25 protein-coding genes are annotated in these 26,144 nt (G+C 35.1%); 10 read left to right on the top strand and 15 right to left on the bottom strand.

Annotation, left to right across the window (positions count from 1 at the left end; all coding sequences use genetic code 11):
• Nucleotides 1–6: 6 nt before the first annotated feature.
• The 3 genes from AC6CHK_RS10890 to bamG are packed head-to-tail and all read right to left on the bottom strand — an operon-like array spanning nucleotide 7 to nucleotide 2,936.
• Nucleotides 7–1,053, bottom strand: coding sequence for an anhydro-N-acetylmuramic acid kinase (locus AC6CHK_RS10890; RefSeq protein WP_498096002.1), 1,047 nt, complete (start codon nucleotides 1,051–1,053; stop codon nucleotides 7–9).
• Nucleotides 1,054–1,062: 9 nt separating this feature from the next.
• The gene (gene lptC / locus AC6CHK_RS10885; RefSeq protein ID WP_498096000.1) at nucleotides 1,063–1,659 is read right to left on the bottom strand and encodes an LPS export ABC transporter periplasmic protein LptC; all 597 of its coding nucleotides are present in this window, start codon (nucleotides 1,657–1,659) and stop codon (nucleotides 1,063–1,065) included.
• On the bottom strand, nucleotides 1,659–2,936 hold the full coding sequence (gene bamG, locus AC6CHK_RS10880) for a BamG family beta-barrel-assembly machinery protein (protein WP_498095998.1): 1,278 nt from the start codon (nucleotides 2,934–2,936) through the stop codon (nucleotides 1,659–1,661). Before bamG ends, lptC begins: the two co-directional genes overlap by 1 nt.
• 225 nt (nucleotides 2,937–3,161) lie before the next feature.
• Between bamG and AC6CHK_RS10875 the strand changes: the two genes are divergently transcribed.
• From AC6CHK_RS10875 to AC6CHK_RS10855, 5 genes are all read left to right on the top strand, one after another.
• Nucleotides 3,162–4,280 carry a DNA polymerase III subunit gene (locus tag AC6CHK_RS10875; protein WP_498095996.1) on the top strand — a complete coding sequence of 373 codons (1,119 nt, stop codon included), beginning with the start codon at nucleotides 3,162–3,164 and terminating at the stop codon, nucleotides 4,278–4,280.
• Nucleotides 4,281–4,505: 225 nt separating this feature from the next.
• Nucleotides 4,506–5,132 carry a TetR/AcrR family transcriptional regulator gene (locus AC6CHK_RS10870; protein ID WP_498095994.1) on the top strand — a complete coding sequence of 209 codons (627 nt, stop codon included), beginning with the start codon at nucleotides 4,506–4,508 and terminating at the stop codon, nucleotides 5,130–5,132.
• A complete protein-coding gene (locus AC6CHK_RS10865; protein ID WP_498095992.1) occupies nucleotides 5,116–6,438 on the top strand; it encodes a TolC family protein in 1,323 nt (440 codons plus the stop codon). Before AC6CHK_RS10870 ends, AC6CHK_RS10865 begins: the two co-directional genes overlap by 17 nt.
• A 14-nt stretch (nucleotides 6,439–6,452) precedes the next feature.
• A complete protein-coding gene (locus tag AC6CHK_RS10860; RefSeq protein WP_498095990.1) occupies nucleotides 6,453–7,556 on the top strand; it encodes an HlyD family secretion protein in 1,104 nt (367 codons plus the stop codon).
• A gap of 155 nt (nucleotides 7,557–7,711) precedes the next feature.
• A complete protein-coding gene (locus AC6CHK_RS10855; RefSeq protein ID WP_498095988.1) occupies nucleotides 7,712–9,289 on the top strand; it encodes a DHA2 family efflux MFS transporter permease subunit in 1,578 nt (525 codons plus the stop codon).
• A gap of 61 nt (nucleotides 9,290–9,350) precedes the next feature.
• Here AC6CHK_RS10855 and AC6CHK_RS10850 read toward each other — a convergent pair whose 3' ends face one another.
• From AC6CHK_RS10850 to AC6CHK_RS10840, 3 genes are all read right to left on the bottom strand, one after another.
• Nucleotides 9,351–9,860, bottom strand: a complete 510-nt coding sequence (locus tag AC6CHK_RS10850) for a hypothetical protein (protein ID WP_498095986.1) — start codon at nucleotides 9,858–9,860, stop codon at nucleotides 9,351–9,353.
• 108 nt (nucleotides 9,861–9,968) lie between these two features.
• Entirely contained in the window at nucleotides 9,969–10,985 is a 1,017-nt protein-coding gene (locus AC6CHK_RS10845) for a TQO small subunit DoxD (protein WP_498095985.1), read from the bottom strand.
• Nucleotides 10,986–11,033: 48 nt separating this feature from the next.
• On the bottom strand, nucleotides 11,034–11,411 hold the full coding sequence (locus AC6CHK_RS10840; protein ID WP_498095983.1) for a hypothetical protein: 378 nt from the start codon (nucleotides 11,409–11,411) through the stop codon (nucleotides 11,034–11,036).
• 290 nt (nucleotides 11,412–11,701) lie between these two features.
• On the opposite strand from AC6CHK_RS10840, the gene AC6CHK_RS10835 reads away from it, so the two are divergent.
• Entirely contained in the window at nucleotides 11,702–12,193 is a 492-nt protein-coding gene (locus AC6CHK_RS10835; RefSeq protein ID WP_498096230.1) for a hypothetical protein, read from the top strand.
• A gap of 473 nt (nucleotides 12,194–12,666) precedes the next feature.
• Here the strand turns inward: AC6CHK_RS10835 and AC6CHK_RS10830 are convergent, their stop codons facing one another.
• The 3 genes from AC6CHK_RS10830 to AC6CHK_RS10820 form a co-directional block, all read right to left on the bottom strand.
• On the bottom strand, nucleotides 12,667–12,984 hold the full coding sequence (locus AC6CHK_RS10830; RefSeq protein ID WP_498095981.1) for a hypothetical protein: 318 nt from the start codon (nucleotides 12,982–12,984) through the stop codon (nucleotides 12,667–12,669).
• A 144-nt stretch (nucleotides 12,985–13,128) separates the two neighbouring features.
• Nucleotides 13,129–14,715 (bottom strand): patatin-like phospholipase family protein, encoded by a 1,587-nt coding sequence (locus tag AC6CHK_RS10825; RefSeq protein ID WP_498095979.1) that lies wholly within the window; start codon nucleotides 14,713–14,715, stop codon nucleotides 13,129–13,131.
• Nucleotides 14,716–14,947: 232 nt separating this feature from the next.
• Nucleotides 14,948–15,847, bottom strand: coding sequence for a magnesium transporter CorA family protein (locus tag AC6CHK_RS10820; RefSeq protein WP_498095977.1), 900 nt, complete (start codon nucleotides 15,845–15,847; stop codon nucleotides 14,948–14,950).
• A 73-nt stretch (nucleotides 15,848–15,920) separates the two neighbouring features.
• Here AC6CHK_RS10820 and AC6CHK_RS10815 point away from each other — a divergent pair, with 73 nt between their 5' ends.
• The gene (locus AC6CHK_RS10815; RefSeq protein WP_498095975.1) at nucleotides 15,921–16,943 is read left to right on the top strand and encodes a 3-oxoacyl-ACP synthase III family protein; all 1,023 of its coding nucleotides are present in this window, start codon (nucleotides 15,921–15,923) and stop codon (nucleotides 16,941–16,943) included.
• 188 nt (nucleotides 16,944–17,131) lie between these two features.
• On the opposite strand, the gene AC6CHK_RS10810 is transcribed toward AC6CHK_RS10815, so the two are convergent.
• A complete protein-coding gene (locus tag AC6CHK_RS10810; protein WP_498095973.1) occupies nucleotides 17,132–18,292 on the bottom strand; it encodes a thioredoxin fold domain-containing protein in 1,161 nt (386 codons plus the stop codon).
• A 124-nt stretch (nucleotides 18,293–18,416) separates the two neighbouring features.
• On the bottom strand, nucleotides 18,417–18,683 hold the full coding sequence (locus AC6CHK_RS10805; RefSeq protein WP_498095971.1) for a hypothetical protein: 267 nt from the start codon (nucleotides 18,681–18,683) through the stop codon (nucleotides 18,417–18,419).
• Between the two features lie 152 nt (nucleotides 18,684–18,835).
• Between AC6CHK_RS10805 and AC6CHK_RS10800 the strand changes: the two genes are divergently transcribed.
• Nucleotides 18,836–19,708, top strand: a complete 873-nt coding sequence (locus AC6CHK_RS10800; protein WP_498095969.1) for a TraB/GumN family protein — start codon at nucleotides 18,836–18,838, stop codon at nucleotides 19,706–19,708.
• Nucleotides 19,709–19,758: 50 nt separating this feature from the next.
• Here AC6CHK_RS10800 and AC6CHK_RS10795 read toward each other — a convergent pair whose 3' ends face one another.
• Both AC6CHK_RS10795 and pruA read right to left on the bottom strand, forming a co-directional pair.
• A complete protein-coding gene (locus AC6CHK_RS10795) occupies nucleotides 19,759–19,983 on the bottom strand; it encodes a cytochrome C551 (RefSeq protein WP_498095967.1) in 225 nt (74 codons plus the stop codon).
• 163 nt (nucleotides 19,984–20,146) lie between these two features.
• Entirely contained in the window at nucleotides 20,147–21,772 is a 1,626-nt protein-coding gene (gene pruA, locus AC6CHK_RS10790) for an L-glutamate gamma-semialdehyde dehydrogenase (protein WP_498095965.1), read from the bottom strand.
• A gap of 126 nt (nucleotides 21,773–21,898) precedes the next feature.
• On the opposite strand from pruA, the gene AC6CHK_RS10785 reads away from it, so the two are divergent.
• The gene (locus AC6CHK_RS10785; protein ID WP_498095963.1) at nucleotides 21,899–22,408 is read left to right on the top strand and encodes a hypothetical protein; all 510 of its coding nucleotides are present in this window, start codon (nucleotides 21,899–21,901) and stop codon (nucleotides 22,406–22,408) included.
• A gap of 37 nt (nucleotides 22,409–22,445) precedes the next feature.
• On the opposite strand, the gene AC6CHK_RS10780 is transcribed toward AC6CHK_RS10785, so the two are convergent.
• Both AC6CHK_RS10780 and AC6CHK_RS10775 read right to left on the bottom strand, forming a co-directional pair.
• A complete protein-coding gene (locus AC6CHK_RS10780) occupies nucleotides 22,446–23,549 on the bottom strand; it encodes a DNA topoisomerase IB (RefSeq protein ID WP_498095961.1) in 1,104 nt (367 codons plus the stop codon).
• A 208-nt stretch (nucleotides 23,550–23,757) separates the two neighbouring features.
• Entirely contained in the window at nucleotides 23,758–24,195 is a 438-nt protein-coding gene (locus tag AC6CHK_RS10775; protein WP_498095959.1) for a DUF6526 family protein, read from the bottom strand.
• 172 nt (nucleotides 24,196–24,367) lie between these two features.
• On the opposite strand from AC6CHK_RS10775, the gene AC6CHK_RS10770 reads away from it, so the two are divergent.
• A complete protein-coding gene (locus AC6CHK_RS10770) occupies nucleotides 24,368–26,137 on the top strand; it encodes an aminopeptidase P family protein (protein ID WP_498095957.1) in 1,770 nt (589 codons plus the stop codon).
• Nucleotides 26,138–26,144 lie beyond the last annotated feature (7 nt).

The following is a 26,144-nucleotide window of genomic DNA, read 5'->3' as shown; positions in this document are numbered from 1 at the left end:
TCGAGTTTATGCAATGATTCCAGAACTGTGATTTTGCGCGCTTCCGGTTGCAGAAGAAAGGACATTAATTTCGTTATTTAACCTTAAAACTCCCATAAAAGCAAAGATTAAGGCTTCTTTAAAATCAATGATTTCTTTTTCAGGAATAATAATTTCTGATGCGGTATTTTGCTTTATTTTTTGGATTAAATAAGTATTGTAAGTTCCGCCGCCGGTAATCAGAATGTTTTTCAGCTGATAATGGTTGATTACATTTGAAATTTGTTGTGCAATATGCTCGGTAAATGTTGCCAACAAATCAATAGCTTTAATATTTTCAAAAACGGTAAATATACTTTCGTTACACCATTCAATACCTAAAGATTTTGGATGAGGAAGACTGTAAAACTCCAATGAATTCAATTGGTTCAATAATTCGTTATTTATATCACCTTGTTTAGCCAAATCTCCGTTTTGATCAAAGTTGTGGCCGAAATTTTGAGCTAATTTATTTAAAACAATATTTACCGGCGCAATGTCAAAAGCTATTCTTTGATTGTTTATTTTTAAAGAAATATTTGAAAAGCCTCCCAGATTCAGACAGGCATCATATTGTGAAAATAGAAGCTCGTCACCAATTGGAACCAACGGAGCTCCGTTTCCGCCCATTAAAACATCTTGAGAACGGAAATCATAAACAACAGGCAATCCTGTTTCCAATTTAATAGCTCGCCCGTCACCAATTTGTAAAGTAAATTTCTTATGAGGCTGATGAAAAACAGTGTGGCCGTGAGATGCGATGATATCAATATTTTTAAGATTGTGTTCTAAAATAAATTGTTTAACAGTTTTTCCTAAATAAAAGCCGTAATCAGAATTTAATTCTAAAAGCTTTTCAGCAGATAAATGAATAGAATTTCGAAGTTTTTCTTCCCAAATTTTGGAATAAGGAATGGTTTCGGCCTTTAAAATATCAAATTTCCAGGAAGAATCTTGTTTTTCAAATCTGCTCAGGCAAATATCCAAACCATCCAAACTTGTTCCCGACATCAATCCGATTGCTTGAAAAACCATATTTAAAGCTTATTTTTTAGATTCTGCAATTTTAGTTTTGCTGATGTCAAGATCACCTGAATTATTGTAAAAAGTATATTCAGAGAAGTCATCTTTTGCTGTCATTCCGTTGGCATGCACAAGCGTAGAGCCGTCTTCCATCGTAGCGTATACGGTATCTCTCGTGTAAATTCTTTTCTTCTTCTGATCCCAAAAAACACTTTGAGTAGCAAATCTTTGTCCGTCGCTGGTCAAAATCTTTACATCGCCTCTCGCCTCATAGAATTTTTTGTATTCGTAGATTTTTGCAAATTTAGCGGTAATATTTCCTGGTTTTTTAGGGTTTTTCTTATCAAAGAATTCTATTTTTATTCCGCGTTTTGCAACCGTGTAAGGGCTGTCGATCAGTTGATATTGTTCGATGATAGGCGCAGTAGCCTTTAGTGTTACAAACCCTGAATCTCTCTGTACAATTTTAGCATTATTAATGATCTGTGAAGGAAAATTTGTGCTTTGGCTACCGCTCTGTTTGGTAAGATCTTCCTCACAGGAGGTGAATATAAAAAATATAGCACAACTAAAAAGGTATGCTATATTTTTATATGATATGTTTGAGATCAACTTCATTAGTTGTAAAGAGATTTTCTGAACCATTTATCAGCAAAGTTGAATCCTAATTTTAAATTGATAAAGTTCTGATTGATCAGATTGTCTTTCAAAGTGCCTCTTTTTCCAAGCTCAACACCTATTTCCAAGCCGCTCATTCTTGTAATGCTGCTTGTTTTGAATGGAAGCATTACTCCTGCAGAAACCCCGAATTTATTGATGTTGTTTCCGGCAATCTCAAGATTTCCTTTTTCATAAAACGCTCCGTAACGGTAGACAACTCTTGAAAAATAGCTTCTAAAATTATTGTAATTTGGCAAATACCAACCTCCGGCAGAGATCCTGTATGAATCTTTAAAATTATAAGTATTTCCAAAATAACTTATCGTTTCACCTTTTTTATAATCAACCTGAGCAGACATAAACCACTCGTTTTCACTTCCGTAACCTACACCAACCGATGCTTGTAAAGGTAAAAGGTTTTTAGAGCTGGTTTTTTTAGTTTCAATAGGAGTAACGCCGGCTCTTACTTCACCGTCGGTGTAATAATAAGTGCTGTTTGTATACTCGGTAGTCATATTGCTTGTGTTACCAAAAGTAGCTGTTGCTCCAACCGTAAACTTGCGGTCGTTGGCAGTATTGATATTTTGGTAGCTTGTACCTAAAGTGAAATTTAAGTTTTTGATGCTGTTTTTGGTTTCGTATCCATTAATAAGCTCGGCATTTGAAGCCGTGAATTCATTAAGGTCATACAGATTTCCAAAATATAAATTGGCACGTATACCGACAGCAAACTGGGAATTCACTTTATACGAAAGTGCTACCTGAGCGGTATTCAGTGTTCCGCTTCCTTTGAAACGGTTCCCGTAAATAGTTCCGTCAGCCTGTTCTTCTGTATGAATGATATCATAGCTTTTTGAGCTGTATGGCTGATACAAAAGCCCCATTTTTATTTTTGAAGAAATAGGGAAAGCCAGCGATATATTTGATAAATACGTAGAATGTTTGGTAGACTTTGTATTATTATAATCAGTTTTAAAGTAATTATTTTCGTTGGTAGCTTCAAGCTTTATACTTGTCAAATCGAAATTGCTGTTGTTGGCAGGGTTTCCGAAATTAAAGTTGCTGCTGAAGTCACTTATATAAGCAGTCGAAATACCACCCATTGAGGTAGTTTCAATCGTATTATCATATTTTACATCCCCAATTCCATAAGTTGCATAGGGTGAATTGCTCAAACTCTGCGCGTTAAGGAAATACCCAACCGAAATGAATGATAGTACAAAAATTTTTTTCATTCTAGATTTTTAAAATAATGCGCAAATATCTTAAATATTAATGAATTGTAAAAATTAAACGAGGTTAAAGTTTGTTAAGGGCGAAAATAGTGAATTTTGAATAATGTATTTGCTTTGCTGCAAATTTTAACTTGGCAACATTTCCTATAAATTAACAATTCAATTGCGGAGGAAAATTCACAATTCACGAATTACAACTTTCGCAATTTTATTTATCTTTGAAACATGAATTGGGAAAACATCGCCGGACAGGAAAATCTGAAGAAACTTCTTAAAGACAGCATTACTGAAAACAGAGTAAGCCACGCCCAGCTTTTTATCGGAAAAGAAGGATACGGGACTTTGCCTTTGGTTTTGGCCTATGCAAAAGAAATCCTTAACAGAGAAAATGAAAATGCCGCTTCAAAAGTAGAGCATCTCAATCATCTTGACCTTCATTTTTGTTTCCCGGTTTTCACAGACAACAAGAATTCGCTGAGCAAGAATAAATTTGAACAATTCAGAGAAATGATTTTAGAATCTCCGTATGCAAGCTACGATGACTGGACGGCTTTTTTAGATTCTGAAAACAAGCAGCTATTCATTTCAGCTGATGAAATTGATGATCAAAATCAAAAATTTGCCTTAAAAAGTTTTGAAGGCGGAACAAAAATTCTCATCGTTTGGAGAGCCGATAAAATGAATATTGCTGCTTCAAACAAGTTTCTTAAGTTTTTGGAAGAGCCGCCTGCGAAAACTGTTATTCTTTTAACTGCTGAAAGTGCAGACGATATTTTACCGACGATCATTTCCAGAACGCAAATCATCGAAGTGCCGAGAATTTCTGATGAAGATCTGAAAAACTATTTAAAAGATCATTTTTCAGCTTCAGATGATCAGGCAAAATCCGTTGCTTATGAAGCTCAAGGTAATTTGAATGATGCGATAAAATTTCTTAATTCTGAAATAAAAAATCCTGAATTTGAAAGACTTTTCGTACAATGGGTCCGTGATGCTTTTCAAGTAAAAAAGAAACCCGAATTCCTGAAAAATATAATTCTTTGGGCAAGAGAAATTGCAGGCTGGAACAGGGAAAAACAAAAAAACTTTCTCAATTATTCTTCTGAGATTTTTAGATTGGCTTTGCTCCAAAATTACCAGTCTGAAGATTTGGTTTACAAAAAAATCGATGCGAATGGTTTTAACTGGGCAGGATTTTCAAAGTTTATAAGTGGTGCTAATATTATCAATATTTTAGAAGAAATCAATACAGCAGATCTGCATTTGACCAGAAATGGAAATCCTAAAATTGTCTGGACAGATTTAGGAATAAAATTATCAAGATATATTCATAAAAATTCATAATTCAGCTTTTCCGGAATGTTTTTCAGCCTTAAAGTAAACTATTTAAGGGCTAATTCTTATTTTTAATTATTTGTATATTTCTTTTTACAGTTGTTTTCTTAATTTCCAATTTAATGATTTTCAATATGTTATTTTACGAATAATTAAATTTTAGATAAAAAATCAATCAATCGTTTGATTTTATTGAAATCTTGTGTACATTTGCACCTTCAAAACACAATACTTATGATTTCAAAAGAAGAAAATATATTGTTTGCTGCCGAAAAGCTTTTTGCAGAAAAAGGCTTTCAGGGAACTTCTACAAGGGAAATTTCAAAGGCTGCTCAAGTCAATATTTCGATGATTTCTTATTATTTCGGCTCAAAAGAAAAATTGTATGAGAAATTGGTAGAATACAGAATGAATGAAGGCCAGTTTTTTTCTAAAGATATTATTGAGCGAACAGATATCAACGAATGGGAAAAAATTGAGAAAATAGTAGATCAGTTTGCGGGAAGAGTGAGACATCACAAATGTTTTTACAGAATCATGCAAAGGGAACAGCTTCATGCAGAAAATCCACAAATTTTAGAGTTTCTTAAACAAACTAAATTAGGTTTTATCACCATGTATTCTAAAATCCTGGAAAGTGGTCGTCAGAAAGGAATTTTTACTAAAAACCCACCTATTTATCTGCTGCATTCTACGGTAAGCGGAACGTTGTTTTATGCCTCCAACGCAAAAGAAATGTACAAAGAATTCCTGAATAATACAGAAGATGAGGAAGCTTTTGAAGAGAAATATTACACAGAGCTTAATAAACATATAAAACATATATTAAAAGACCTTTTAGGTTATGAAGACAATAAATAATTCGGTAATTGCGCTGTTTCTGTTTGCAGGAATAGCCTACACCAATGCTCAGGAAAAAAAACAGATTACGCTTGATGAAGCTGTGCAACTGGGAATTCAAAACAGTAAAAATTTAAAAATTGATGCCGCCAAAATAGAAGAAGCTACCGCTGATCTTCTGGAAGCCAAAAACAGGCAATTGCCGGATTTTAATCTTTCAGGAAGTTATATGCGTCTTACGAATGCAAAAGTAGATCTGAAATTTCTAGAAGAATCGGGTGCTGCAAGCGGAGGCGGAGTTGGTGCTCCGAGCTCGGTCTTTTTGGGACAAGCAAGCCTTTCAATGCCTTTATACGCTGGCGGAAGAATAAAATACGGAATACAATCTGCAAAATATCTTGTAGAAGCTTCAAAATTAAGCACGGAAAACGACAAGATTTCTATTGCTTATAATGTGGCTCAGGCTTATAATAATCTGTTTAAGGCCAATCAGGCAATTAAAGTTTTAGAAGAAAACCTTTCAGCTTCTTCAAAAAGAGATGAAACTTTTCTTAAGCTTGAAAATAATGGTGTCATTGCAAGAAATGACCGTTTAAAAGCAAATCTTCAGACTTCAAACATTGAATTGCAGCTTCTGGAAGCAAAAAATAATTACAATATCGCCAATATTAATATGGATCTTTTATTAGGACTTCCCGAAGCGACAGAACTGGAGGTGGATCCCAATTATATCGATGAAATTCAGGAGGCAAAACCTGTAACGTATTATCTAAACGAAGCTCAACAAAATCGTAAAGATTTGCAGGCTTTAGATCAGCAGAGAAGAGCTGCACAATTGGGAAGCAAAGCGGCAAAAGCTGAAAACCTTCCAACAATTGCGCTTACCGGAGGCTATGTAGCAGCGGATGCTCCGAAATTTTTAACTATTTATAATGCAGTAAACGTAGGAGTTGGCGTGCAATATAATCTGGCAAATCTTTGGAAGCAAAATTCGTCTCTGAAACAGTCTAAAGCAAGAGAAAAGCAATTGGAAGCCACCAATGAATTATTAAATGATAATATAAAGCTCGAAGTAAACAGAGAATATCAAAATTCAGATTACTCTAAACAGCGAATTGCCGTTTTTGAAAAATCCGCAGCTCAAGCCAACGAAAATTACAGAATTACTAAAAATAAATTTGATAACGGCCTTGCAACAATGACTGAACTTTTAGATGCAGATGCAGCGCAGATTTCAGCAAATGTCGGAGTGATTAACGCAAAAGCAGATGCAGCATTGGCGTACAGAAAACTATTACAAACTACAGGAACTTTAACAATCAAATAAGAACGATACATCCAATGGAAAATAATAACACAAAAACAACTGAACCTAAAAAGAAAAAAAGTTTATTTTTCCCTATTATTTTAGCCGTTATTTTAGTTGGCGGCGGAATTTATGGTTACAGAGCATATTCTTATGGCCAGATACACGAAGAAACCGATGATGCGCAAATTGCATCCAATATGAATCCGGTAATTTCTAAAATTTCAGGATATGTAGCTGAAGTAAAAGTAAAAGATAATCAGTTTGTAAAAAAAGGCGATACTTTGGTTATTTTAGATAATAAAGATCAGAAAATGGCTTTGGAGCAGGCTCAGGCGGCTTTATTAACTGCGAAAAGCAATATTTCATCGGCTCAGTCTTCTACCAACGCGACTTCAAAGAATATCAGCAGTTCGCAGGCAGCTGTAGCAACAGCAAATGCACAAATTGAAGCAGCAAAAGTGAACGTTTGGAAAACTTCTCAGGATTTAAAAAGATATTCAGTTTTAGTAAAAGATCACTCGATTACAGAGCAGCAATATGAGCAGGCTTTGGCGGCGAAACAATCTGCAGATAAGCAGTTACAGGTTTTGGTAGATACAAGAAATCAGATTGCGCAACAAACGGGTATTGCATCATCTCAAACGGAAGCAAGTTCTCAACAGATTTCGGTTGCCAATTCAGTAGCCAAGCAAAGAGAAGTAGATGTTGAAAGCGCAAAATTAAATCTTTCTTATACCGTAATTCTTGCTCCTGAAGATGGTTTTGTAGGGAAAGTTCCAATTCAGGCGGGGCAATTTTTGCAGGCCGGTTCACAATTATTCAGTCTAGTGAAAAGCGATCAGAAGTGGGTAATTGCAAATTTTAAAGAAACTCAGGTTGCTAAAATGGTGGAAGGACAAAAAGTACATATTAAAATTGATGCTTTTCCAGATACGGATTTTGAAGGGATAATAAGTTCATTTTCACCGGCAACAGGTTCTACATTCTCTATTTTACCTCCGGACAACGCAAGTGGAAACTTCGTAAAAGTGGTGCAGAGACTTCCGATAAAAATTGATTTCATCAATCTTGATAAAAATATCGCTAAAAGATTGAGAACAGGAATGAATGTAAAAGCAGAAGTTTTATTAAAATAATATTGAAATAAGTGAATTGTCAATAATGCTGAAGCAAGTCAATTGTGATTTGAAATGAAGTAGTACAATAATGTTGATTTTGAAATGAAGTAGTAAAATTGACAACGAAGTTGATTGACCATTGACAGTTCACTTTTTTTACAATGTAAAAAACTATGCAAGATTCATTAGTAGAATACGGAGCCCGAAGAGTGATCATTACGATCACGGCTATTCTTTGTGCTTTGCTGGAAATTGTGGATTCCACGATTGTAAACGTTGCCCTCAACGAAATGAAAGGTAACCTTGGAGCCACGCTTTCTGAAGTAGGCTGGGTAATCACGGCTTATGCGATCGGTAACGTAATTGTAGTGCCGATGACGAGCTGGCTGTCTCAACAGTTTGGGCGAAGAAATTATTTTGCGGCTTCGATCGTGATATTTACCATATTTTCTTTTTTATGCGGAAATGCCGATAATATCTGGGAGCTCGTGTTTTTCAGACTTTGTCAGGGAATCGGAGGCGGAGCGTTGCTTGTAACTTCGCAAACCATTATTACAGAATCATATCCGATTGAAAAAAGAAGTATGGCGCAGGCGATTTATGGTTTGGGAGTGATTATCGGCCCGACTTTAGGTCCGCCGTTGGGAGGTTATATTGTAGACAATTATAGCTGGCCGTATATTTTCTATATTAATATCCCAATTGGGATTGCAGCAACTTTGATGACGTTACAGTTTGTGAGAAGCCCGAAATTTGCTGAAAAACGCAAAGCTTCAGACGTCGACTGGCTGGGAATTATGTTGTTGGCATTGACGGTTGGCTCATTACAGTTTATTTTGGAAAGAGGTCATGAAGAAGATTGGTTTGAAAGCGGAATGATCGTCACCTTTACCGCAACAGCTGTTTTAGGATTTATATGTTTCCTTTGGCGTGAATTGACATTTAAATATCCTATTGTGGAACTTCGTGTTTTGAAGAATGGTAATTTAAGGATCGGAACCGTCATGTCCTTTGTTTTAGGATTTGGTTTGTATGGGTCAACATTTATTGTTCCTTTATATACACAAAGTATTTTGGGTTGGACGGCTTTACAGTCCGGCGCATTGATGATTCCGGCAGCTTTGACGACCGCTTTCATGATGCCGATTATCGGAAGATTGCTTACGAAAGGAGCAAAACAGCAGATTTTGGTGTCTTTGGGATTGTTTATATTCTTTATTTATAGTTTCTGGGGTTACAAAATTTTGACACCCGATACAAGTAAAGATGCATTTTTCTGGATGCTGATTGTAAGAGGAATGGGATTAGGATTACTATTTATTCCGATCACTTCTTTATCATTAAGCACATTAAAAGGGCAGGAAATCGGACAAGGCGCTGCTTTTACAGGAATGATGAGACAGCTTGGAGGATCTTTCGGGATCGCGGCTATTACCACATTCATTGCTAATGCAAGCCAGAAATACAGGGTGAATTTAATTTCGCATCTTGATAGCAACAGCTTTGATGTTCAGCAAAGACTGGCAGGCTTAAAAGCCAGCTTCATAGCCAAAGGAATGTCTCCCGATGCAGCGATGAATGCCGCCTACAAAGTGCTCGATCTTTCGGTCACCAAGCAGGCAACGGTGCTTTCTTATATGGATGTTTTCCTATATTTGGGTGTAGTATTTTTGATTTGTATTCCGTTTATTTTGTTTATCAGAGAACGGAAAAGCAAAGAAAAAATAGATTTAAGTGAAGCAATGCATTAAAATATAAACCTCTGAAAATTTTCAGAGGTTTTGTATAATTAAACTGTTTTTAGAAATTAATTTATTTCAAACTCCTTACATTCACTTCAGGTTTTTCACCTGCAGGCACAATAAAAATAGCATTGTCACTGATCGTATCTCCGGCATCGAAATAATAGCTTCCGGTTACAGGAATAATGTTTGTCGTAGATTTCCCGGATTTGTCATAAGCCGAATAGCTTACATTGATAATCTGGGATTTCATTTTCAGCTGTATCTTTTTAGAAGTCAGTTTTGCTCCGGTTGCATTGATGCAGTCGAGTTCTACGATTCCAATGTTGGTTGTTATTTGTGGAAATGAAGTTAGTCTGATATTATACGATTTATCGGATACATTTTGTACAGAAGCAGAGACTTTATAGCGGTCAAAGGCTTTTCCGCCAACCTGTACGCTCTCTTTATTGGTAATGTTATAAGTGACTTTCATGCCGTTGACGTCGATAGTTTCACCGTCGTCAATTTTTTGGGCATTCAGAAAAGATCCAAAAGTCATCACAGTCAATGCAAAAAGTAGAAGAATTGAGTTTTTCATATGTAATTATTATGTATTGTAAAATTATAAAATAATTGTTTTAAAGAATATTAATATTTTATCATAATCAATATATTTTTAAATATGAATAAAAATATTAAACATAAATTATTTTATTTTAGAAGTCCATTCAATTCCACTGATATCAATTAGTTTCAAACTATGAATATGTTCTTTTTGAATCAGAATATCATCAATATTAATAGTAAGATCAGCTTTCGATCCAAGTGGAATGATCAAGCTGTGTTTGCCCGGTTTTACTTTTGCGACATAATGATTATTAATATTTTCCTTTTTAAATTTTGAAAGATCAATTTGGTTTAATTCTTTTAAAACCTTTCCGTTTTTATCCAGCATCTGAATCCCGATCAGGAACGAACCGTAAACGTCTACACCTTCAGTTCTGTACACTTCAAATTTCAAATCTGAGTTTTCCAAAGAGAAATTCGAAACTTCAATTTTTGGCTTTACAGATTTGTTGTGCAGAGTTCCCCAAACCCCGCCATGAAAATACTGATTGGTAAATAAGGTAAGCCCCAAAATAAAAACCGAACCTATCAAAACCAAATGTTTCGGCATTGAAACCGGAAGCGTTCCCGATCCCAACCATTTAAACCATTTTTTATGAACAAAATCTGCATTTTTGTTTAAAAAATATTGATCTAAAGAATAAGAACCGCTTCCTGTTAAAAATAAAGTAAATCCGCAAGCGATCCCTAAAACGCCTATTTGCCATTCGTCGAGACAGGTTGTACCGAGCCATCCGGAACCTAATAAAATTCCCATGGCCAGGCCAAAAACTCCGATACTCATCAATCTTGTGAACAAACCGAGAATGATGAATAAACCTACAATACCTTCAATAATGGTAAAGCTTATCATAGAAATTTGAAGAGTTTCCGGATGCGTCACCAGATATTCGATGATCGGCTTTATTCCTAAAGCATTAGGCAAAAAATGATTAAACTTTTCTCCGATATATCCTGCTTCGTCAGGGATAAGTTTGTTTTCGAGAATAAGCCTGCGCCAAAAGGCAGAAAAGTAAGTCCAGCCAATAACCAGACGGATAGATAAAGTGTATAAACCAGCCATATCGGTTGGCTGATTAGTCATATTATTTTTCATTGAAATTATTTTAATAAATGATTGATTTAAGAATGATTAGAGGAAAATCTAAATCATATCCAGCTTCAACCGTTTAAATAAAATATATTTCGGAGGGCTATTTCCGGTGATAAACCAAAAATATCTGTTCTGAAAAAATGAATCTTTCTGTGGAAAAACAATAGAACTTAAATCATTAAAAACAATATATTTTTTAGACGCAAGATCAGATTTTGAAATTGAAATTTTCCGGGATGATGTTTCAAAGCTGTCGCAGCTGTAAGAACCTGCAGGTGTTGTTTTTACTTTGTTGAAAGAGCTGATGTGCTGAATGTCAAATATAGCCAACAAATCTCTCTTCACCGTACAAGGCGATAAAGAAAAAAACATAACAAGCATCAGAATAATAGCTTTATATGTTTTATTATGGAATTTTACATTTGACATCTTTGCAAAACTACAGTTTTTTAATTGAAGTTAGCACCCACAAAAATTAGATTCTTCATTTCGATTCGCTGCTTTCAGAATGACAGAGCTATTTTTAAATCCTAATGTGTCATTTCGACGAAGGAGAAATCTATGAACACCTTTATTAGAAATCTCTTGTGTATATTAAATTCATAAAGTATGTGTAAAAATCGAAAATATCATTTTAATGAATATTTTTCCGCATTAGTATTAAATAAAGGTATAAATTTAACTATTGTAAATAATACTAACCTATAAAATCATAAATGATGGGAATTACAAATTTAAACAATGTGCATTTAAACGATGCAAAACTGACATCAATACTTGATGCAATTACAGCTTTGGAAACAGCCCTTGGTGAGTTCAACTTCAATCTTTCACCGCAGGATCGTAAACGCTACGGAAGCATCAACGAGCAAAACAAGCTTTTGGTAAACAAGGTGTACGATTACAACAAAACCCAGCCCAACCTGAGTGTGCCCGAAGTAGACTGGCAAGAATTTGAGAATGATTACAACTCCCGAAAAAATTTGGAAGGCATGGTTTCAAGGCTGGATAATCTGATCACAAAATTGGTCGATGCAAAAACACTTCACGATTACGACAATTATCAGGCAGCATTGGAAGATTACGGATTCACGGCCTATAAAGCCGGAGGCTCAGCGCCAGGTTTTAAAACCAAGCATGCCGATCTGAAACAGTTTTTTGGAAGAAGCGGATCATCTGCAAAACCAAATACCGATACACCGGAATCGTAAAATTGATAAATGCAATTAAAATTTACCATCCTCAAACTAAGTGTTTGGGGATTTTTTTGACCCTTATAAGTTGTTAATGATATTTTGTGGTTTCTAATGCAATAGATAGGGTGATTTACTGCAATTTTTAGGTGATTTACGCCCCTGTTTCGGTTCTTTAGCGGTCGGTTTTCGGTTGTTTTGACCGTCGTTCTGGTTATTCACCCAATCGTTTCGGTCTTGTACCGAATCTTTGCGGTTCCCAACCGAATCGTTTGGGTTCTAAACCGAAAGTTTATGGTCAAGAACCGAATCGTCTCCCTAAACAACCGAATCGTTTCGGTTATCAACCGGAAATTTGTGATGGTGGGCGGAAACGATGGGTTATACAAATAGATTGCTTGTGCTTTTAATGGAGTTTGGAGGTTTTATACTTTAATTCATAGATGTTTTTTAAAAGCACAAACGTGATATTGCGGTAGCTTGAAAACTATTTAGTCTATCAGTTTATTTCTGATTTCAATGCTATCAATATTAAATGGAACTTCATTGTATTTCCATCCATTTTTGGGAATCTTGAAATCATTAAGATAGTTTTCTATGGAATAAAACCAAAAGACTTGGTTGTTTTTAGGTTTAAGAGAATCAAAAATTATTAAAAATGAATCTCCTTTTTTGTATGAATGACTTATAGTAGAAGAATAATCTATGCTATTGTAGTGATATTTGTAATCTGTTCCAACACCATTATTATTCTTGTGATGCCAATCTGCTGTTGCAACACCAATTGTATACTTCGATTTTTTCAACATCTGTCTAATCCATATTTTTTCATGAACTAATCCAAAAATAATTAACCCAACTGTCAATATAAGAAGTATTAAATGATATTTTCCTGTTATTAATTTTATGACATTATTTTTTAGCATTATTTATTTTCTAATTGTTATTTTTTCTCACCCCACCGTTTTCGTATCTTCCTCCTTCAAAATCTTTTTATCTTTCATGGAAACCATCATTCTTTCGTATTTATACTTTGCCCAGTCAAATTGATTGAGAAAATCTAATGCGGCAACAAACCCGGTGTTGAAAAGCTGTTCTTTTTCCTCTCTTTTCATAAAGAAATTCAGCCAGCTGCTTGTACCGCAATTGACGGATTTAATGCTGAAAAGATGATAAAAAGTATGTTTGGTAAGAAAAGATTTGTCGTTGAAGCCTTTTAAAGTCCCGATGATATTTCCGGCGTAGGATAGGGGAGTTTTCAAAATCTGTTCGCTTGTTTTGCCTTTTTCGCCCAAAATTTCTGAGTCGTTGGTAAGCTGAACGCCAAAAAGCGGAAGCCTGGGATAGAAAATATCATCCATGTGAAAAAGATCGATCGGGAAGTTGGAAATACTGCCGCCGTCAATAAATATACCGACCGGATAGATGTTTTCCGGCGATGTATTCATCCAGAATTTCCAGGCATACTTTACCGAATCATCATCTTTGTTGATTCTTTTCTGCATCGGTTCAAAAAAGAAGGGTACAGACATTGAAGCCCGCACAAACTCCGCCGGACTGATGTGTTTCAGCTCTTCTTCCGACCAGTAAAGATTGGCCATTGTAGGCAATTCAACCTTTATTTTGGCATTAATATCTGTTGTGACTACGATATATTCAGACTGCAATTGGTAAAACGGATTGTTTTTGTAATAATCATTGTTTTCGGCACTTTCAAAAAATATTCTGTACCGGGTTTCGTCGATATGTTCAAGGTTATTCATCTTGATATCTTCAATAGCGTTGAGCGCATTGGTGTAATATTCCATGCCGTTTCCGTATCGGTAGTTCAGATTCATTTCATGCTCTTTTTGAATGAATTTCTGGTTGAGTTCGGCAACGGTTTTTATTCCGAATCCGTTCATTACTTCTGTCATTTGTTTTAGAAAAGTATTTCCGGGATTGAGTCCGCTGTTGCTTTTCCTGAAATCATTGTATAATTTTTTTAGACAAAAAAAGCTGATGATCACGGGAATCAGCGGAACAAGGAAAAGAAGTTTGGCTTCCCAGATTTTCTGCGAAGGAATTGCAAACGGTGCAATCACAAGAAGCAGCATGATAATTACAGCAATAATAGCATTGGTTTTTAAGAAATTTTTGTTATTTAAAATAGCATGGATAATCGTTTTTACATACGGCTTGCCATCCATAAAATCTGCAAAATTCCAATTAAAAAGAATGTCTTTGATCACCTCGGTTTTAGCTTCTTCTTTTGTTTTGCAGGCCGCAATCAACATCGTATTGATGGCTCCGGCGCTTGTGCCTGCAACTTTCAGGAAGCGGATTCCGAAAATTTCCAAAGCATAAAGATATCCTACCAGTGCGCTGCCCCAAACGCCGCCGCCTTCCTGTACAAATTCGATATACTGATTGCCTTCAGCGTCGAGAAGATCCGAAAATTCTTTGTTTGATATATTTTCATGCAGAGATTGAAGCTTTTCCTTGGAACTCGGAAAAAGTGTGCCGTCCTCAAGGATTTTTTGAAGAGTTTCTGTTTTCATGATTAATTGGTGTTTGGTGTTGAGGTCATTGCGAGAAGTGAAGCGACGAAGCAATCTTTAAATTAAATAATCTGAGTTATGATTAAGTTATAACTAAAATAAAAAGTTTAAATAAAAATATTTGCATTAAAAACTCTTTTCAATTAACATTTTAAAAACCATTATCAGTATCTTATCTTAATTACTAAAGTTATTGAGATTGCTTCACCTTCGGCTCGCAATGACGCTTAATTTACCATTGCTTCCTTCTTGCATAAATAAATGTGCAAATGACAATCAAAGCCATCACGCCCAACGTGTAAAAATATCCGTGTTTTGTATTCAGTTCGGGCATATTATCGAAGTTCATTCCGTATAAACCTGCAATAAAAGTGATCGGTAAAAAGTAGACCGAATAAATAGCCAATACTTTCATCACCTGATTGGCTTTCTGATCAGATAAAGCCAAAAACATCGAAATAAGGTTGGTGATTTGGCCGTTTAAATGATCAAAATCTGCAACCACATCTTTATGTTTGTCTTTGAGATCGACGACTTCGGAATCCTGAAGATTAAGAAGTTTAAACTTGTCAATCGCATCGTTCGAAATCGTCAGAACACGCGAATTTAATCCTGATTTTCTTTTTAGTTTGTATAATCTTCTGATCTGGTTGGTGTGATTGGTGTTTTTAAGGAAAATTTCATTTTCGATATTATCCATTGTTTCCATCAGGCTTACGGATTCATCATCGAAGCTTTTCATAATCAGCAAAGCAAGCATTAAAGCAATTTGATGCGATGTGGTCTCTTCTTTCGCTGTGGAAAGTCTTTTCTTTGTTTCCACAATGCTTTTATTTTTCATCCTGTGGATTGTAATAATCACATTCTCTAAAAGAAAAATGCCCATTTTGGTACTGATATCACTTACTGTATTGAGATTTTTTCTCTCAAGTTCGGTGCTTTCGCGCAGCAAAAAGAATTTTATATGTCCGTCTTCTTCATATTTCGGAAGGTGATTGGGATCCATCGTATCTTCGAGCAAAAGATTGTTGATTTCGTATCTTTCGTGAAGATATTTCATGTCTTCGGGCGTAGGAGCTTCCACGTCTATCCATTCGCATCCCGAGTCTCTGTAAAGTGTTTCAATAGGCATGAGTAAAAATACTAATAATTTGAAAAAACGATGTGTTAAATAAGTTTTATCTTTACCAAAATTAAAAAACTATATGATTAAAAGCACAATAAAGGGAATAGGATTTCATGTTCCGGATCATGTTGTAACAAATGATGATTTAGCAGAATTAATGACCACCAATGACGAATGGATTACGGAGCGCACAGGCATCAAAGAAAGAAGACACAGAATCAATAGAAATGATGCACAGGAAACTACGGCATATTTAGGTTTCCAAGCTTCAGAAAAGGCGCTTCAACAAGCTGGTTTGACAGCAAAAGATATCGATTATATTGTTTTCGCGACACTTTCGCCCGATTATTATTTTCCGGGATGTGGCGTGCTGTTGCAGGATATGTTGGGTTGTGATACGATCGGGGCTTTGGATGTGAGAAATCAATGTTCAGGTTTTGTATATGCGATGAGCGTTGCCAATGCTTTTATTAAATCTGGAACGTATAAAAATATTTTGGTTGTAGGAGCAGAAGTGCATTCCTTCGGATTGGATTTTTCTGATGAAGGAAGGGGAGTTTCAGTGATCTTCGGAGACGGGGCAGGAGCGGTTATACTTTCGGCGAGCGAAAATGAAAATGATGGTGATATTTTAGCAGTTAACATGCATTCTGAAGGTAAATATGCAGATGAATTGTGCACCAAGTTTCCCGGTTCAAAGTTCGGATGGAGCGACAGGATGAGGAAGGAGCCTGAAAATGTGACTGATAAGGAAGTTTATCCTGTAATGAACGGAAATTTCGTTTTCAAACATGCCGTTACAAGGTTTCCAGAAACCATGATGGAAGCTTTAAACAAAGCAGGGAAAACGGTTGAAGATCTCGATATGTTTATTCCGCATCAGGCAAATTTGAGAATTGCGCAGTTTGTACAGCAGAAATTCGGTTTACCGGATGAAAAGATTCATAATAATATTCAAAAATATGGAAACACAACAGCGGCTTCTATTCCGATTGCTTTAAGTGAAGCGATTCAGGAAGGAAAGGTAAAAAGAGGAGATCTTGTTCTTCTTTCAGCCTTTGGAAGCGGTTTTACGTGGGGAAGTGTTTTGTTTCAATATTAAGAAATATTTCATGAGATACGTCATTTCGAGTAGGTTTTTGAAGAAAACCTTATCGAGAAACTTTCATTTTATAACCGAAGTTCTCGATACGCTTCGCTACTCGAACTGACGAAATTTACTTAAAATAAATGATAACAAAAACGCCGCTGAATAAAATTCAGCGGCGTTTTTTATGTTTTAAATAAGGATTATAAACTTTTCAATAATTTTTCTGTATCTGCGGTATCTTGGCCTGTTGCTTTTCCTAATTCAACAGATTTTTCAGCCCAGATTTTAGCATTTTTCTTATCGCCTATTTTGTTGTAAAGATTTGCCAACGTATCTGTATTTGCATAATTTTCATTTTTCTTTACAGATTCGTGAGCCCATTTCAAAGCAGTTTCCAAAGAAGATTTTGTGCTTACGTTTTCAAAGAAGTTCCATGCTAAAGAATTTAATTCTTCTGAACCCGCCCCCGAATAATCTTTGTACAATTCAAGATTTATTTTTTCATACGTTGCAAAATCTTTGTTTTTTAAAGCTCTGCTCGATTTTACTTTTTGCAATAACTTTTCAGCTTCCTCTTTGCTCAGGAATTTTTGAGCTTCAGCTAAGAAATAAGTCTCATTCATTTTCTTAGTTTCAGGATTGTAAGCTTTGGTAATAATGGTATTTATTTTTACATTTTTATCGAGACTTTCGTAATTTTTTTCAGGAACGATTTTCAAAATATCAGCTTTTCTGTCCTGGAAAACTTTGTAAGCTACGCCATCTGTACTTTTCATTGCTGTGAAAAGCAATTGTAGATTTTCCTTTGTGATTTCCGGTTTTCCTGAGAAATAACGTTCCAAAACTTTATTGGCCATTTCTGTATCGCTGTAAACGGTAAGTCCGGCAAGGTTTAATAAAAACGCAGGATCTTTTTCGCCGTTTTCAAATTTTTTCTTTAAAGCGGTAAGAGTTTTAGTCGGATCTTCTGCATCTTTCGCAAACTGTATAAAATCAGCTTCTTCCACATAACCTAAAGTTCTGTGAACTTCTTCGCCGTCTCCGTTGATGAATAAATAAGTAGGAAATGCTTTTACGTTATATTTTTTAGCAAGGTCAATTCCTTCGCCTTTTTCCATATCAATTTTTGCATTGATAAAGCGTGCATTGTAATGATCGCCAACAGCCTTTAACGGGAAAATATTTTTCACCATCAATTTGCAAGGCCCACACCAAACGGCATAGGCGTCGACAAAAATAAGCTTGTTTTCTTTTTTTGCTTTTTCTAAAAGGCTTTTAAAGTTGCCGTCTTCAAATTTAATTCCCTGTCCGAATGCAATTGCTGCCATGAAAAGGAATGATAATATTAATGTTTTTTTCATAGATTTTTTAATTGAATACATTTTGTAATCACGACGTAAATATATTACTTTTTTTAAAAATTGCAGATAATTTCGTTTTTTCATTAAAAAAATAAATCCGCAGCTTTCACTACGGATTTTATTTTTATCGATGACCGCCAACTTGGGTATTCGGCTTTTTTTCTTTGCTTTCATAATCTGTTGGTGATGCTACAGAATCTACAGATTTTCTTCCAGAATCGGCTGCCGTTACAGGCGCGTGTTCAGAATTGGCTACTGCTGAATCGCCCATTAAATTTCTTAGAGAATCTTTATTGTGCTCTGCTTTGAATTCGTCTCGGTTTTCTTTTTTATCTGCACAGCTTCCAAAAAATAATAAAGCTGAAACTGCTGCTATTCCTAATTTTTTCATAATGATATTATAATTGTTTATGTTGATCAAATATAGAAAAATATTAAGATTTATAAGAAGAATTTAAATTCATTAAAATAAAATTTTCAGGGTATTTGTAATAATTCAAGAAGTTTTGATACTTATTAAATATCACAAAATATTTTTTAATCATGAAAAACAAAATTAATATCTGCGCAGCCTTTTTACTTCTGTTTTTTTCGGCAACAGTTTTTGCACAGGAAACTCACTTGTGGAAAGTAACGTCAAAAAATGGCAAACATACTTCCTATTTATATGGAACTATGCATTTTTTCGGAGAATCATTTTACAATAAATATCCTGTTTTGGATAAAAGCTTAATGTCTTCAGATGTCGTCGTTACTGAAATGGAAATGATAAGAAAAACTGCCGAAAACTATGGAAATCCAACAGACGAAGCAGAAATAATTTTAAATAAGGAGCAATTGAATCTGGTAAAAGAAATCTTTAAAAACGAAAAAACCGATTTTAGAAGATTTAATCCAAGTGAAATGGCCTTTAAGCTTCAAATGAAATTCAATGCAAAAAATTGCATTTATCTTAATCCTTCTGATGAATATTTTTTAGATGAATATATTCAAAAGAAAGGAAAGGAAAATAATAAGAAAATGTGTTATCTGGAAACAATCGACCAGCAAATGAATTACTTGAGCAGAGCAAATTCTAAAGCCTCAGATTCTGTAACGTGGAAATCTGCAGCTTTCGGAATTAAATTAATTTTAAGACAATACAACAAATCTAAAAACACTTGCTCAGGTTTGTTGGAAAAATATGGAGCATTTAAATTTCCATACGAGTTTGATAAATCCTGTGAAAACATCAATGAACATGAAACAATCATTCGCAAAGAAAGAAACAAAAAATGGATGAAAATTTTACCTGAGCTTTTCGAAAATAACAATGTATTTGTTGCTGTAGGTTTGGGACATTTACATTATCAATGCGGTTTGATTCAGGAACTGAAAAAATTGGGATATTCCGTAGAACCTCTTTTAATGAAATAAAAAAAATCCGCAGATCAATTCTGCGGATTTCCCCTTTTCTTAGTTAGCTACTATCTCGTTACAGGAGCGGTAACAGTATCGGTTGGCATTTTGATACTGTCAGTATTTGGCGTTGTTGGCGTTGTTCTCATCGTGTCTGCCACAGGTGGTGCTGCATTCATGGTTGTATCTACAGCTGTAGAATCTGTGTTGCTGGATGACATTTGTGGCTCTTTTGATCCACAACTCGCCGCGAAAAATCCTATTCCTAATGTTAATAACAAAAACTTTTTCATAATAATTATTTTTATGGTGTATATGACTTGGACTCCAATAATTATTCCGAAAGAGTTTTTCGAAATATTAAAAAAATGTTAATTATGATTGTTATTAACAAAAAGCCTCGAAACCGAAATTCCGAGGCTTTATTTATCATGACAAATGATTGTTCAATAATAATTATCCTAAATACGGATATTTGTAATCTTTAGGTGAAACAAAAGTTTCTTTGATACTTCTTACAGAGGTCCATCTCAATAAGTTCATTTTAGAACCTGCTTTATCATTCGTTCCTGAAGCTCTGCCGCCACCGAAAGGCTGCTGACCAACAACTGCGCCCGTTGGTTTGTCGTTGATGTAGAAATTTCCAGATGCATTTTCCAATGCTTTGAATGCTTCATTTACTGCATAACGGTCTTGTGCGAAAACAGAACCCGTCAATGAATAAGGAGAAGAAGAATCTACCAAAGCAAGGGTTTCTTTCCAGTTTTGATCTTCGTAAACATAAACAGATAAAATTGGCCCGAATATTTCCTCAACCATACTTTCGTATTGAGGATCAGTAGTTTCTATTACGGTTGGATTTACAAACCAGCCTTTAGAATCATCACATTTTCCGCCGATTATTACATTAGCATTGCTGGACATTTCTGCTCTTTCGATATATCCTTTACATTTTTCGAAAGAATTTTTATCAATTACAGCGTTTATAAAGTTTGACGGATCTTCAGGAGAACCAATTTTAATTGACTTCATCTGAGTTTCCATTACTTTTTTCACATCATCCCAAAGAGATTTTGGAATATAAGCTCTTGAAGCAGCAGAACATTTCTGTCCTTGATATTCGAAAGAACCTCTTACCAAAGCGGTTGCCACGGCTTCTACATTTGCAGAAGGATGTGCAATTACAAAGTCTTTTCCACCTGTTTCTCCAACAATTCTCGGATAAGTTCTGTAATTGTGAATATTGTCTCCAATCATTTTCCACATTCCCTGGAAAACTTTTGTAGATCCTGTAAAGTGAAGTCCTGCAAAATCTCTGTGTGCTAAAACTTTATCTGCAGTTTCTTTTCCGTCTGTAAAAATCATGTTGATAACACCTGCAGGAAGACCTGCTTCGATTAAAACATCCATAATCACTTTTGCAGAATAGATCTGCTTATCTGAAGGCTTCCAAACTACTACGTTTCCAAGCATTGCCATACAAGTTGGCAAATTCCCTGAAATCGCCGTAAAGTTGAACGGAGTTACCGCAAAACAAAATCCTTCCAATGGTCTGTATTCTACACGATTCCAGATTCCTGCGTCAGAAACCGGCTGCTCGGAATACATTTCCGTCATGAATTCTACATTGAATCTTAAAAAATCAATAAACTCACAAGCAGCATCAATTTCAGCCTGATGTACATTTTTAGACTGTCCAATCATTGTTGCCGCGTTGATTACATCTCTGTAAGGCCCCGCCAATAAATCTGCTGCTTTCAAGAAAATCGCTGCACGATGTTCCCAGCCAAGCTCATTCCAGGCTTGTTTAGCTGCTAAAGCTGAGTTGATGGCATCATCCACATGCTGCATTGTTCCTCTGTGATAAAAACCGAAATCATGAGCGTGATCCTGTGGCGACTGAAGTTGAACTTTATCATCAGTTTTTACTTCTTTACCGTTGATTACCATTGGTATTTCTATCTTTTCAGCCCACATTTTTTTGTATTGAGCGATAAGGCTTTTTACTTCTGGAGTTCCCGGAGCATAAGAATTTACCGGCTCGTTTACTGCAAATGGCACTTGCGAAATTGCTTTTGACATATTATGTTGTATTATTTAATTAATTGCTAATGTTACAAATTTACAACAATTAATTTGTACAAAAAATCGATAGAGACTATTTGCATTTTAGAATGATTATATTTGACAATACTAAATTTTCAGAAAATGAAAAAAATACTTTTAGTCTTTTTGTTATTGTCTCAAACCGTTTTTGCACAACATAAAAAGAAAGTGGTAAAAGAAATTCCTTTAGCACCACAAATTGAGGAATATAGATTTCCTGAAGATGAATTGTTGAATGGAACTTTAAAAGGCTCTAAATGGTATTTCGATTTAAAAAATTACTCACAAGCAGAACTCATTTTAGATAAAAACAAATTGAAACCTGATGTTTTGTATTTCGTTGATGCGAGGAATTTCCAGGTTAATATCAATCAGAAAAATTGTAAAGGTTTAATAAAAGGAACCTACCAAATCATGAAAATAAATGATGGAAGTACAACTTTTCAAAAGGGCTTTCAACCGTTTAAAATCACTTCTTCTTATCAAAAATGTATTGCAAAATTATCCGGATTTTTATCGGGAGCACTTGATATTTCTGTTGATGAAACCAGAGAGATTATGGAAATGAAAGAAGGGGAATCTTTGCCAGCCATTACGCTTCCTGGTTTTTAATTTAAGAGCAAAGCAGAGTGATAATTCACCTTTAAAATCACATTTTCTCGTTTTCCAGAATTTTCAACACAAGTTTTTCTTCTTGTGTCAATCCGGCTTTTCCATCATTTTCTTCTATTTTTTCAAGCTCATCAAGATATTTTTTGATCGTATTGTTTTCGTAAAGATTGATAACTAAAGGATGAACGTAATATTTTCGGCAAACGGTACTTGTATTTCCAAGATGTGAAGCCACGATGTCTAAAGCTTCCTTTACCTTTTTTTTGTATTGTGTGTTGTTTTCAGCATAGCCGATTTCTTTAAAAGCAATCAATGCATTAACGGTTCCTGCCCAAGTTCTGAAATCTTTGGCCGTAAAATCTTCACCGCTTAATTCTTTAATATAATCATTTACCATTCCGGAATCTATAGAATGTCTTTTTCCTTCATCATCAAAATATTGAAAGAGTTCTTTTCCTGGAATTTCTTTACATTTCTGCACCAATTTTGCCAACCTTTTGCTTTTAAGATCAACATGATGCATGATTCCTTTTTTTCCTTTAAATGAAAATTCTATTTTTTGCCCGTTGATATGAACGTGTTTGCCTTTTAAAGTCGTTAAACCAAAAGAACCGTAAAGCTTTTCGTAAATACTGTTTCCGATTCTGATGTTGGTACGTTGCATAAGACTTACAATAAGCGCAAGCATTTTTCTTTTTTCGAAATTTTTTAATGCCAAATCTTTTTCAAGCTGCAGTCTGATTTCAGGCAACGCATAACCGAACTGAAGCATTCTGTAGAATTTGGTATGATTTCTCAATGCGCTCCAGAGCGAATGATATTTGTATTGTTTTCTTTTTCTTGCATCAAAACCTGTTGCTTGCAAATGACCGTTTTCCAAAGCACAAATCCAGACATTTTCCCACGCCGGAGGGATTACCAGCTTGTTGATACGGTTGATTTCGTTTTTGTCTTTGATTTTTTCGCCGTCTTTATAATAAGAAAAATTTTTTCCTTTCTTTTTTCGGATAATACCGGCTGTTTCTGCATCGGAAGTGTAAATAAGGTTCACCGCCTTTGCAGAAGCTACCGGATCTTTCATGATTTTGACAATCTTCGACGGCTTTAGGTGAGAAATAATCTCAATGTCTGATTGATCCATAAAATAATTTGGTTAAGAGTTCTTACCCCTTGAAAATAGCCACAATAAAAGGGCTACAACGCCTACCACTAAAATGATTCCCCACCACATACCGGCTTTAAAGATTGTTTCTATTGCTTCGCAACTTGTCAATAAAAGAATACTAAAGAGACTCATGCTGTATAAAGTTAACTTTCTCATAATAGTTTATTTTTAGTGATTATATAATTTAAATTCTTTGGTTGTCGGGTTTCCAGTTTTTGATTGATCTTTTGATTTCATCACCGGAAATATTTTCGTTTAAGGCTTTATATAAAAGTTCTTTAAACTCGTCATCATAAGCAAAACGTAATGCCGCAATCTGACTGAAACTTAGTTTCTCACATACTTCATCCGATCTTTTATTGAAAATTTCAAAGTATCTCTGCCTAAATTCAAGCCTTACAATACGGTTTTGGTTCCCTAAAGCATAATGCTGTCGAACCATTATTGCTAAATAGACAATCAGAAATGTAACAATTGAAAATAATATCCAAATCAGCTCATTTTCTGTATCACTATAAATTTTATAAATTCCAAAACCTTCTAAAATGATCAGCAACGGAAGAAGCACAAAATGATGAGGTGCATAAAATTTTCTGTGATTATTGTAATTCTGTTTTCCCATATTTGGAATATAGCAAGAACCTCACCAAAATATTATGGTTTTAATGAAGATTTGAAATTATAATGTTTAGCAGTTGCAAATCGTATTTTGTTTAATGTTCTTTGATTTAAAAATTATTTTAAGGCTCTGAAAAATCAATTTTTTGTAACTTTCGGTTTTAAAAATTCAAAAAATGACTTCAAAGGAAAAAGTAGCAGCGCTTCGTGAAGAAATGCAGAAAAATAATGTAGATGCATTTATCGTATATTCTGCAGATCCTCATATGAGCGAATATTTACCGGAAGAATGGCAGGAAAGAGCCTGGCTTTCAGGATTTCTTGGTTCGGCAGGTTTTGTAGTAATCACAAAAGATAAAGCCGGGCTTTGGACCGACGGCAGATATTTTACTCAGGCTCCTAAAGAATTGGAAGGTTCGGGAATTGATCTTTTCAAAGACGGAATGGAAGGCACGCCCAACTATATCGACTGGATTATTTCTGAAATTCCTGCAAACGGAAAAGTTGCCGTTAATGCATTGGCGACTTCTCATGCTAACTGGGAACTTTTGTGCCAAAAATTAAATTCAAAAAACTTGATGTTGGTTGACCTTCCTCTTTTAAAATATATATGGAAAGACAGAGGAAATCCATCAAAAAACCCTATATATACACATCCTGTAGAAAGAGCCGGAAAATCGACTGTTGATAAAATTTCGGCGATTCGTCAAAAAATGGAGGAGCAGGAAGTGACGGTTCATGTCATTTCGAGTTTGGATGATGTTGCGTGGACTTTAAATTTGAGAGGAAGTGATGTCGAAAGTAATCCTGTATTTTTAGGATATCTTATTATTACCAAAAATGATGCGATTCTCTTTACCGATCTTGATAAAATGGAAGTTGAGGCCAGAAAGCAAATGGATGAATCTTTTGTTAAAATGATGCCTTACGAGGAGTTTTTTAATCATTTAAAGACTTGTAACAATGAGAAAATTTTAATTTCTCCAAACAGCAACCAGTCAATTTTTGAAGCTTTAAAGATTAACAATGAATTTGTAAAAGCCGCTGTTCCAGGAAATTTAATGAAAGCTCAAAAAAACGAGACTGAACTTGAAGGTTTCCGAAAAGTAATGGTAAGAGACGGCGTAGCGATGGTAAAATTCTTGTATTGGCTCACTCACAACGCAGGAAAAGAAGCAATGACCGAATATTCTATCGGACAAAAGCTGAAAAATTTTCGAGCGGAAGGTGAAAATTTTGTTGGAGAAAGTTTCGGAAGCATCGTCGGATATAAAGATAATGGTGCAATTATGCATTATTCTGCAAAAAGTGAAGGAAGTAAAGAGGTGACAAATGACGCAAGTATTTTGGTAGATTCCGGAGGTCAATATCTTGAAGGAACAACGGATATTACAAGAACTTTGGCTTTAGGTGCGGTTTCTGAGGAGTTTAAGAAAAATTCAACTTTAGTTTTGCAGGGGTTGATTCGTTTATCAATGGTGAAATTTCCAAAAGGAACAAAAGGAGTTCAGTTGGACGCGATCGCAAGATTGCCTTTGTGGATGGAAGGAAAAGATTACAATCACGGAACCGGTCATGGTGTCGGAAGTTTTATGAATGTGCATGAAGGTCCACAAAATATCAGAAAAGATATGAACCCACAAGAATTGCTTCCGGGAATGGTTTGCTCAAACGAACCGGGATTTTATGTGGAAGGCGAATACGGAATCCGTCATGAAAATTTAATTGCCGTAAAAGAATCAGAAAAAACAAATTTTGGTACTTTTTATGAATTCGAAACATTGACTTTCTGTCCGTTTTTTAAAGATATAATCGTAAAAGAAATTCTTTCTGAAGAAGAAATTGAATGGCTAAATAATTATCATAAAACCTGCGAAGAAAAGCTTGCACCTTATTTGGAAGGAGAAGTTAAAAGCTGGTTTACGGAATTGGTAAGTCCGTTATAAATAAAGA

This window comes from Chryseobacterium sp. GQ58, assembly GCF_059758895.1.
The sequence above is the reverse complement of the archived record's forward strand: the minus strand, read 5'-3'. Positions and strand labels throughout refer to the sequence as shown.

Excerpts from the sequence above, each read along its gene's own strand:
- AC6CHK_RS10890 (WP_498096002.1), bottom strand. The coding sequence starts at position 1,053 with ATGGTTTTTCAAGCAATCGGATTGATGTCGGGAACAAGTTTGGATGGT.
- lptC (WP_498096000.1), bottom strand. The coding sequence starts at position 1,659 with ATGAAGTTGATCTCAAACATATCATATAAAAATATAGCATACCTTTTT.
- bamG (WP_498095998.1), bottom strand. The coding sequence starts at position 2,936 with ATGAAAAAAATTTTTGTACTATCATTCATTTCGGTTGGGTATTTCCTT.
- AC6CHK_RS10875 (WP_498095996.1), top strand. The coding sequence starts at position 3,162 with ATGAATTGGGAAAACATCGCCGGACAGGAAAATCTGAAGAAACTTCTT.
- AC6CHK_RS10870 (WP_498095994.1), top strand. The coding sequence starts at position 4,506 with ATGATTTCAAAAGAAGAAAATATATTGTTTGCTGCCGAAAAGCTTTTT.
- AC6CHK_RS10865 (WP_498095992.1), top strand. The coding sequence starts at position 5,116 with ATGAAGACAATAAATAATTCGGTAATTGCGCTGTTTCTGTTTGCAGGA.
- AC6CHK_RS10860 (WP_498095990.1), top strand. The coding sequence starts at position 6,453 with ATGGAAAATAATAACACAAAAACAACTGAACCTAAAAAGAAAAAAAGT.
- AC6CHK_RS10855 (WP_498095988.1), top strand. The coding sequence starts at position 7,712 with ATGCAAGATTCATTAGTAGAATACGGAGCCCGAAGAGTGATCATTACG.
- AC6CHK_RS10850 (WP_498095986.1), bottom strand. The coding sequence starts at position 9,860 with ATGAAAAACTCAATTCTTCTACTTTTTGCATTGACTGTGATGACTTTT.
- AC6CHK_RS10845 (WP_498095985.1), bottom strand. The coding sequence starts at position 10,985 with ATGAAAAATAATATGACTAATCAGCCAACCGATATGGCTGGTTTATAC.
- AC6CHK_RS10840 (WP_498095983.1), bottom strand. The coding sequence starts at position 11,411 with ATGTCAAATGTAAAATTCCATAATAAAACATATAAAGCTATTATTCTG.
- AC6CHK_RS10835 (WP_498096230.1), top strand. The coding sequence starts at position 11,702 with ATGGGAATTACAAATTTAAACAATGTGCATTTAAACGATGCAAAACTG.
- AC6CHK_RS10830 (WP_498095981.1), bottom strand. The coding sequence starts at position 12,984 with ATGTTGAAAAAATCGAAGTATACAATTGGTGTTGCAACAGCAGATTGG.
- AC6CHK_RS10825 (WP_498095979.1), bottom strand. The coding sequence starts at position 14,715 with ATGAAAACAGAAACTCTTCAAAAAATCCTTGAGGACGGCACACTTTTT.
- AC6CHK_RS10820 (WP_498095977.1), bottom strand. The coding sequence starts at position 15,847 with ATGCCTATTGAAACACTTTACAGAGACTCGGGATGCGAATGGATAGAC.
- AC6CHK_RS10815 (WP_498095975.1), top strand. The coding sequence starts at position 15,921 with ATGATTAAAAGCACAATAAAGGGAATAGGATTTCATGTTCCGGATCAT.
- AC6CHK_RS10810 (WP_498095973.1), bottom strand. The coding sequence starts at position 18,292 with ATGAAAAAAACATTAATATTATCATTCCTTTTCATGGCAGCAATTGCA.
- AC6CHK_RS10805 (WP_498095971.1), bottom strand. The coding sequence starts at position 18,683 with ATGAAAAAATTAGGAATAGCAGCAGTTTCAGCTTTATTATTTTTTGGA.
- AC6CHK_RS10800 (WP_498095969.1), top strand. The coding sequence starts at position 18,836 with ATGAAAAACAAAATTAATATCTGCGCAGCCTTTTTACTTCTGTTTTTT.
- AC6CHK_RS10795 (WP_498095967.1), bottom strand. The coding sequence starts at position 19,983 with ATGAAAAAGTTTTTGTTATTAACATTAGGAATAGGATTTTTCGCGGCG.
- pruA (WP_498095965.1), bottom strand. The coding sequence starts at position 21,772 with ATGTCAAAAGCAATTTCGCAAGTGCCATTTGCAGTAAACGAGCCGGTA.
- AC6CHK_RS10785 (WP_498095963.1), top strand. The coding sequence starts at position 21,899 with ATGAAAAAAATACTTTTAGTCTTTTTGTTATTGTCTCAAACCGTTTTT.
- AC6CHK_RS10780 (WP_498095961.1), bottom strand. The coding sequence starts at position 23,549 with ATGGATCAATCAGACATTGAGATTATTTCTCACCTAAAGCCGTCGAAG.
- AC6CHK_RS10775 (WP_498095959.1), bottom strand. The coding sequence starts at position 24,195 with ATGGGAAAACAGAATTACAATAATCACAGAAAATTTTATGCACCTCAT.
- AC6CHK_RS10770 (WP_498095957.1), top strand. The coding sequence starts at position 24,368 with ATGACTTCAAAGGAAAAAGTAGCAGCGCTTCGTGAAGAAATGCAGAAA.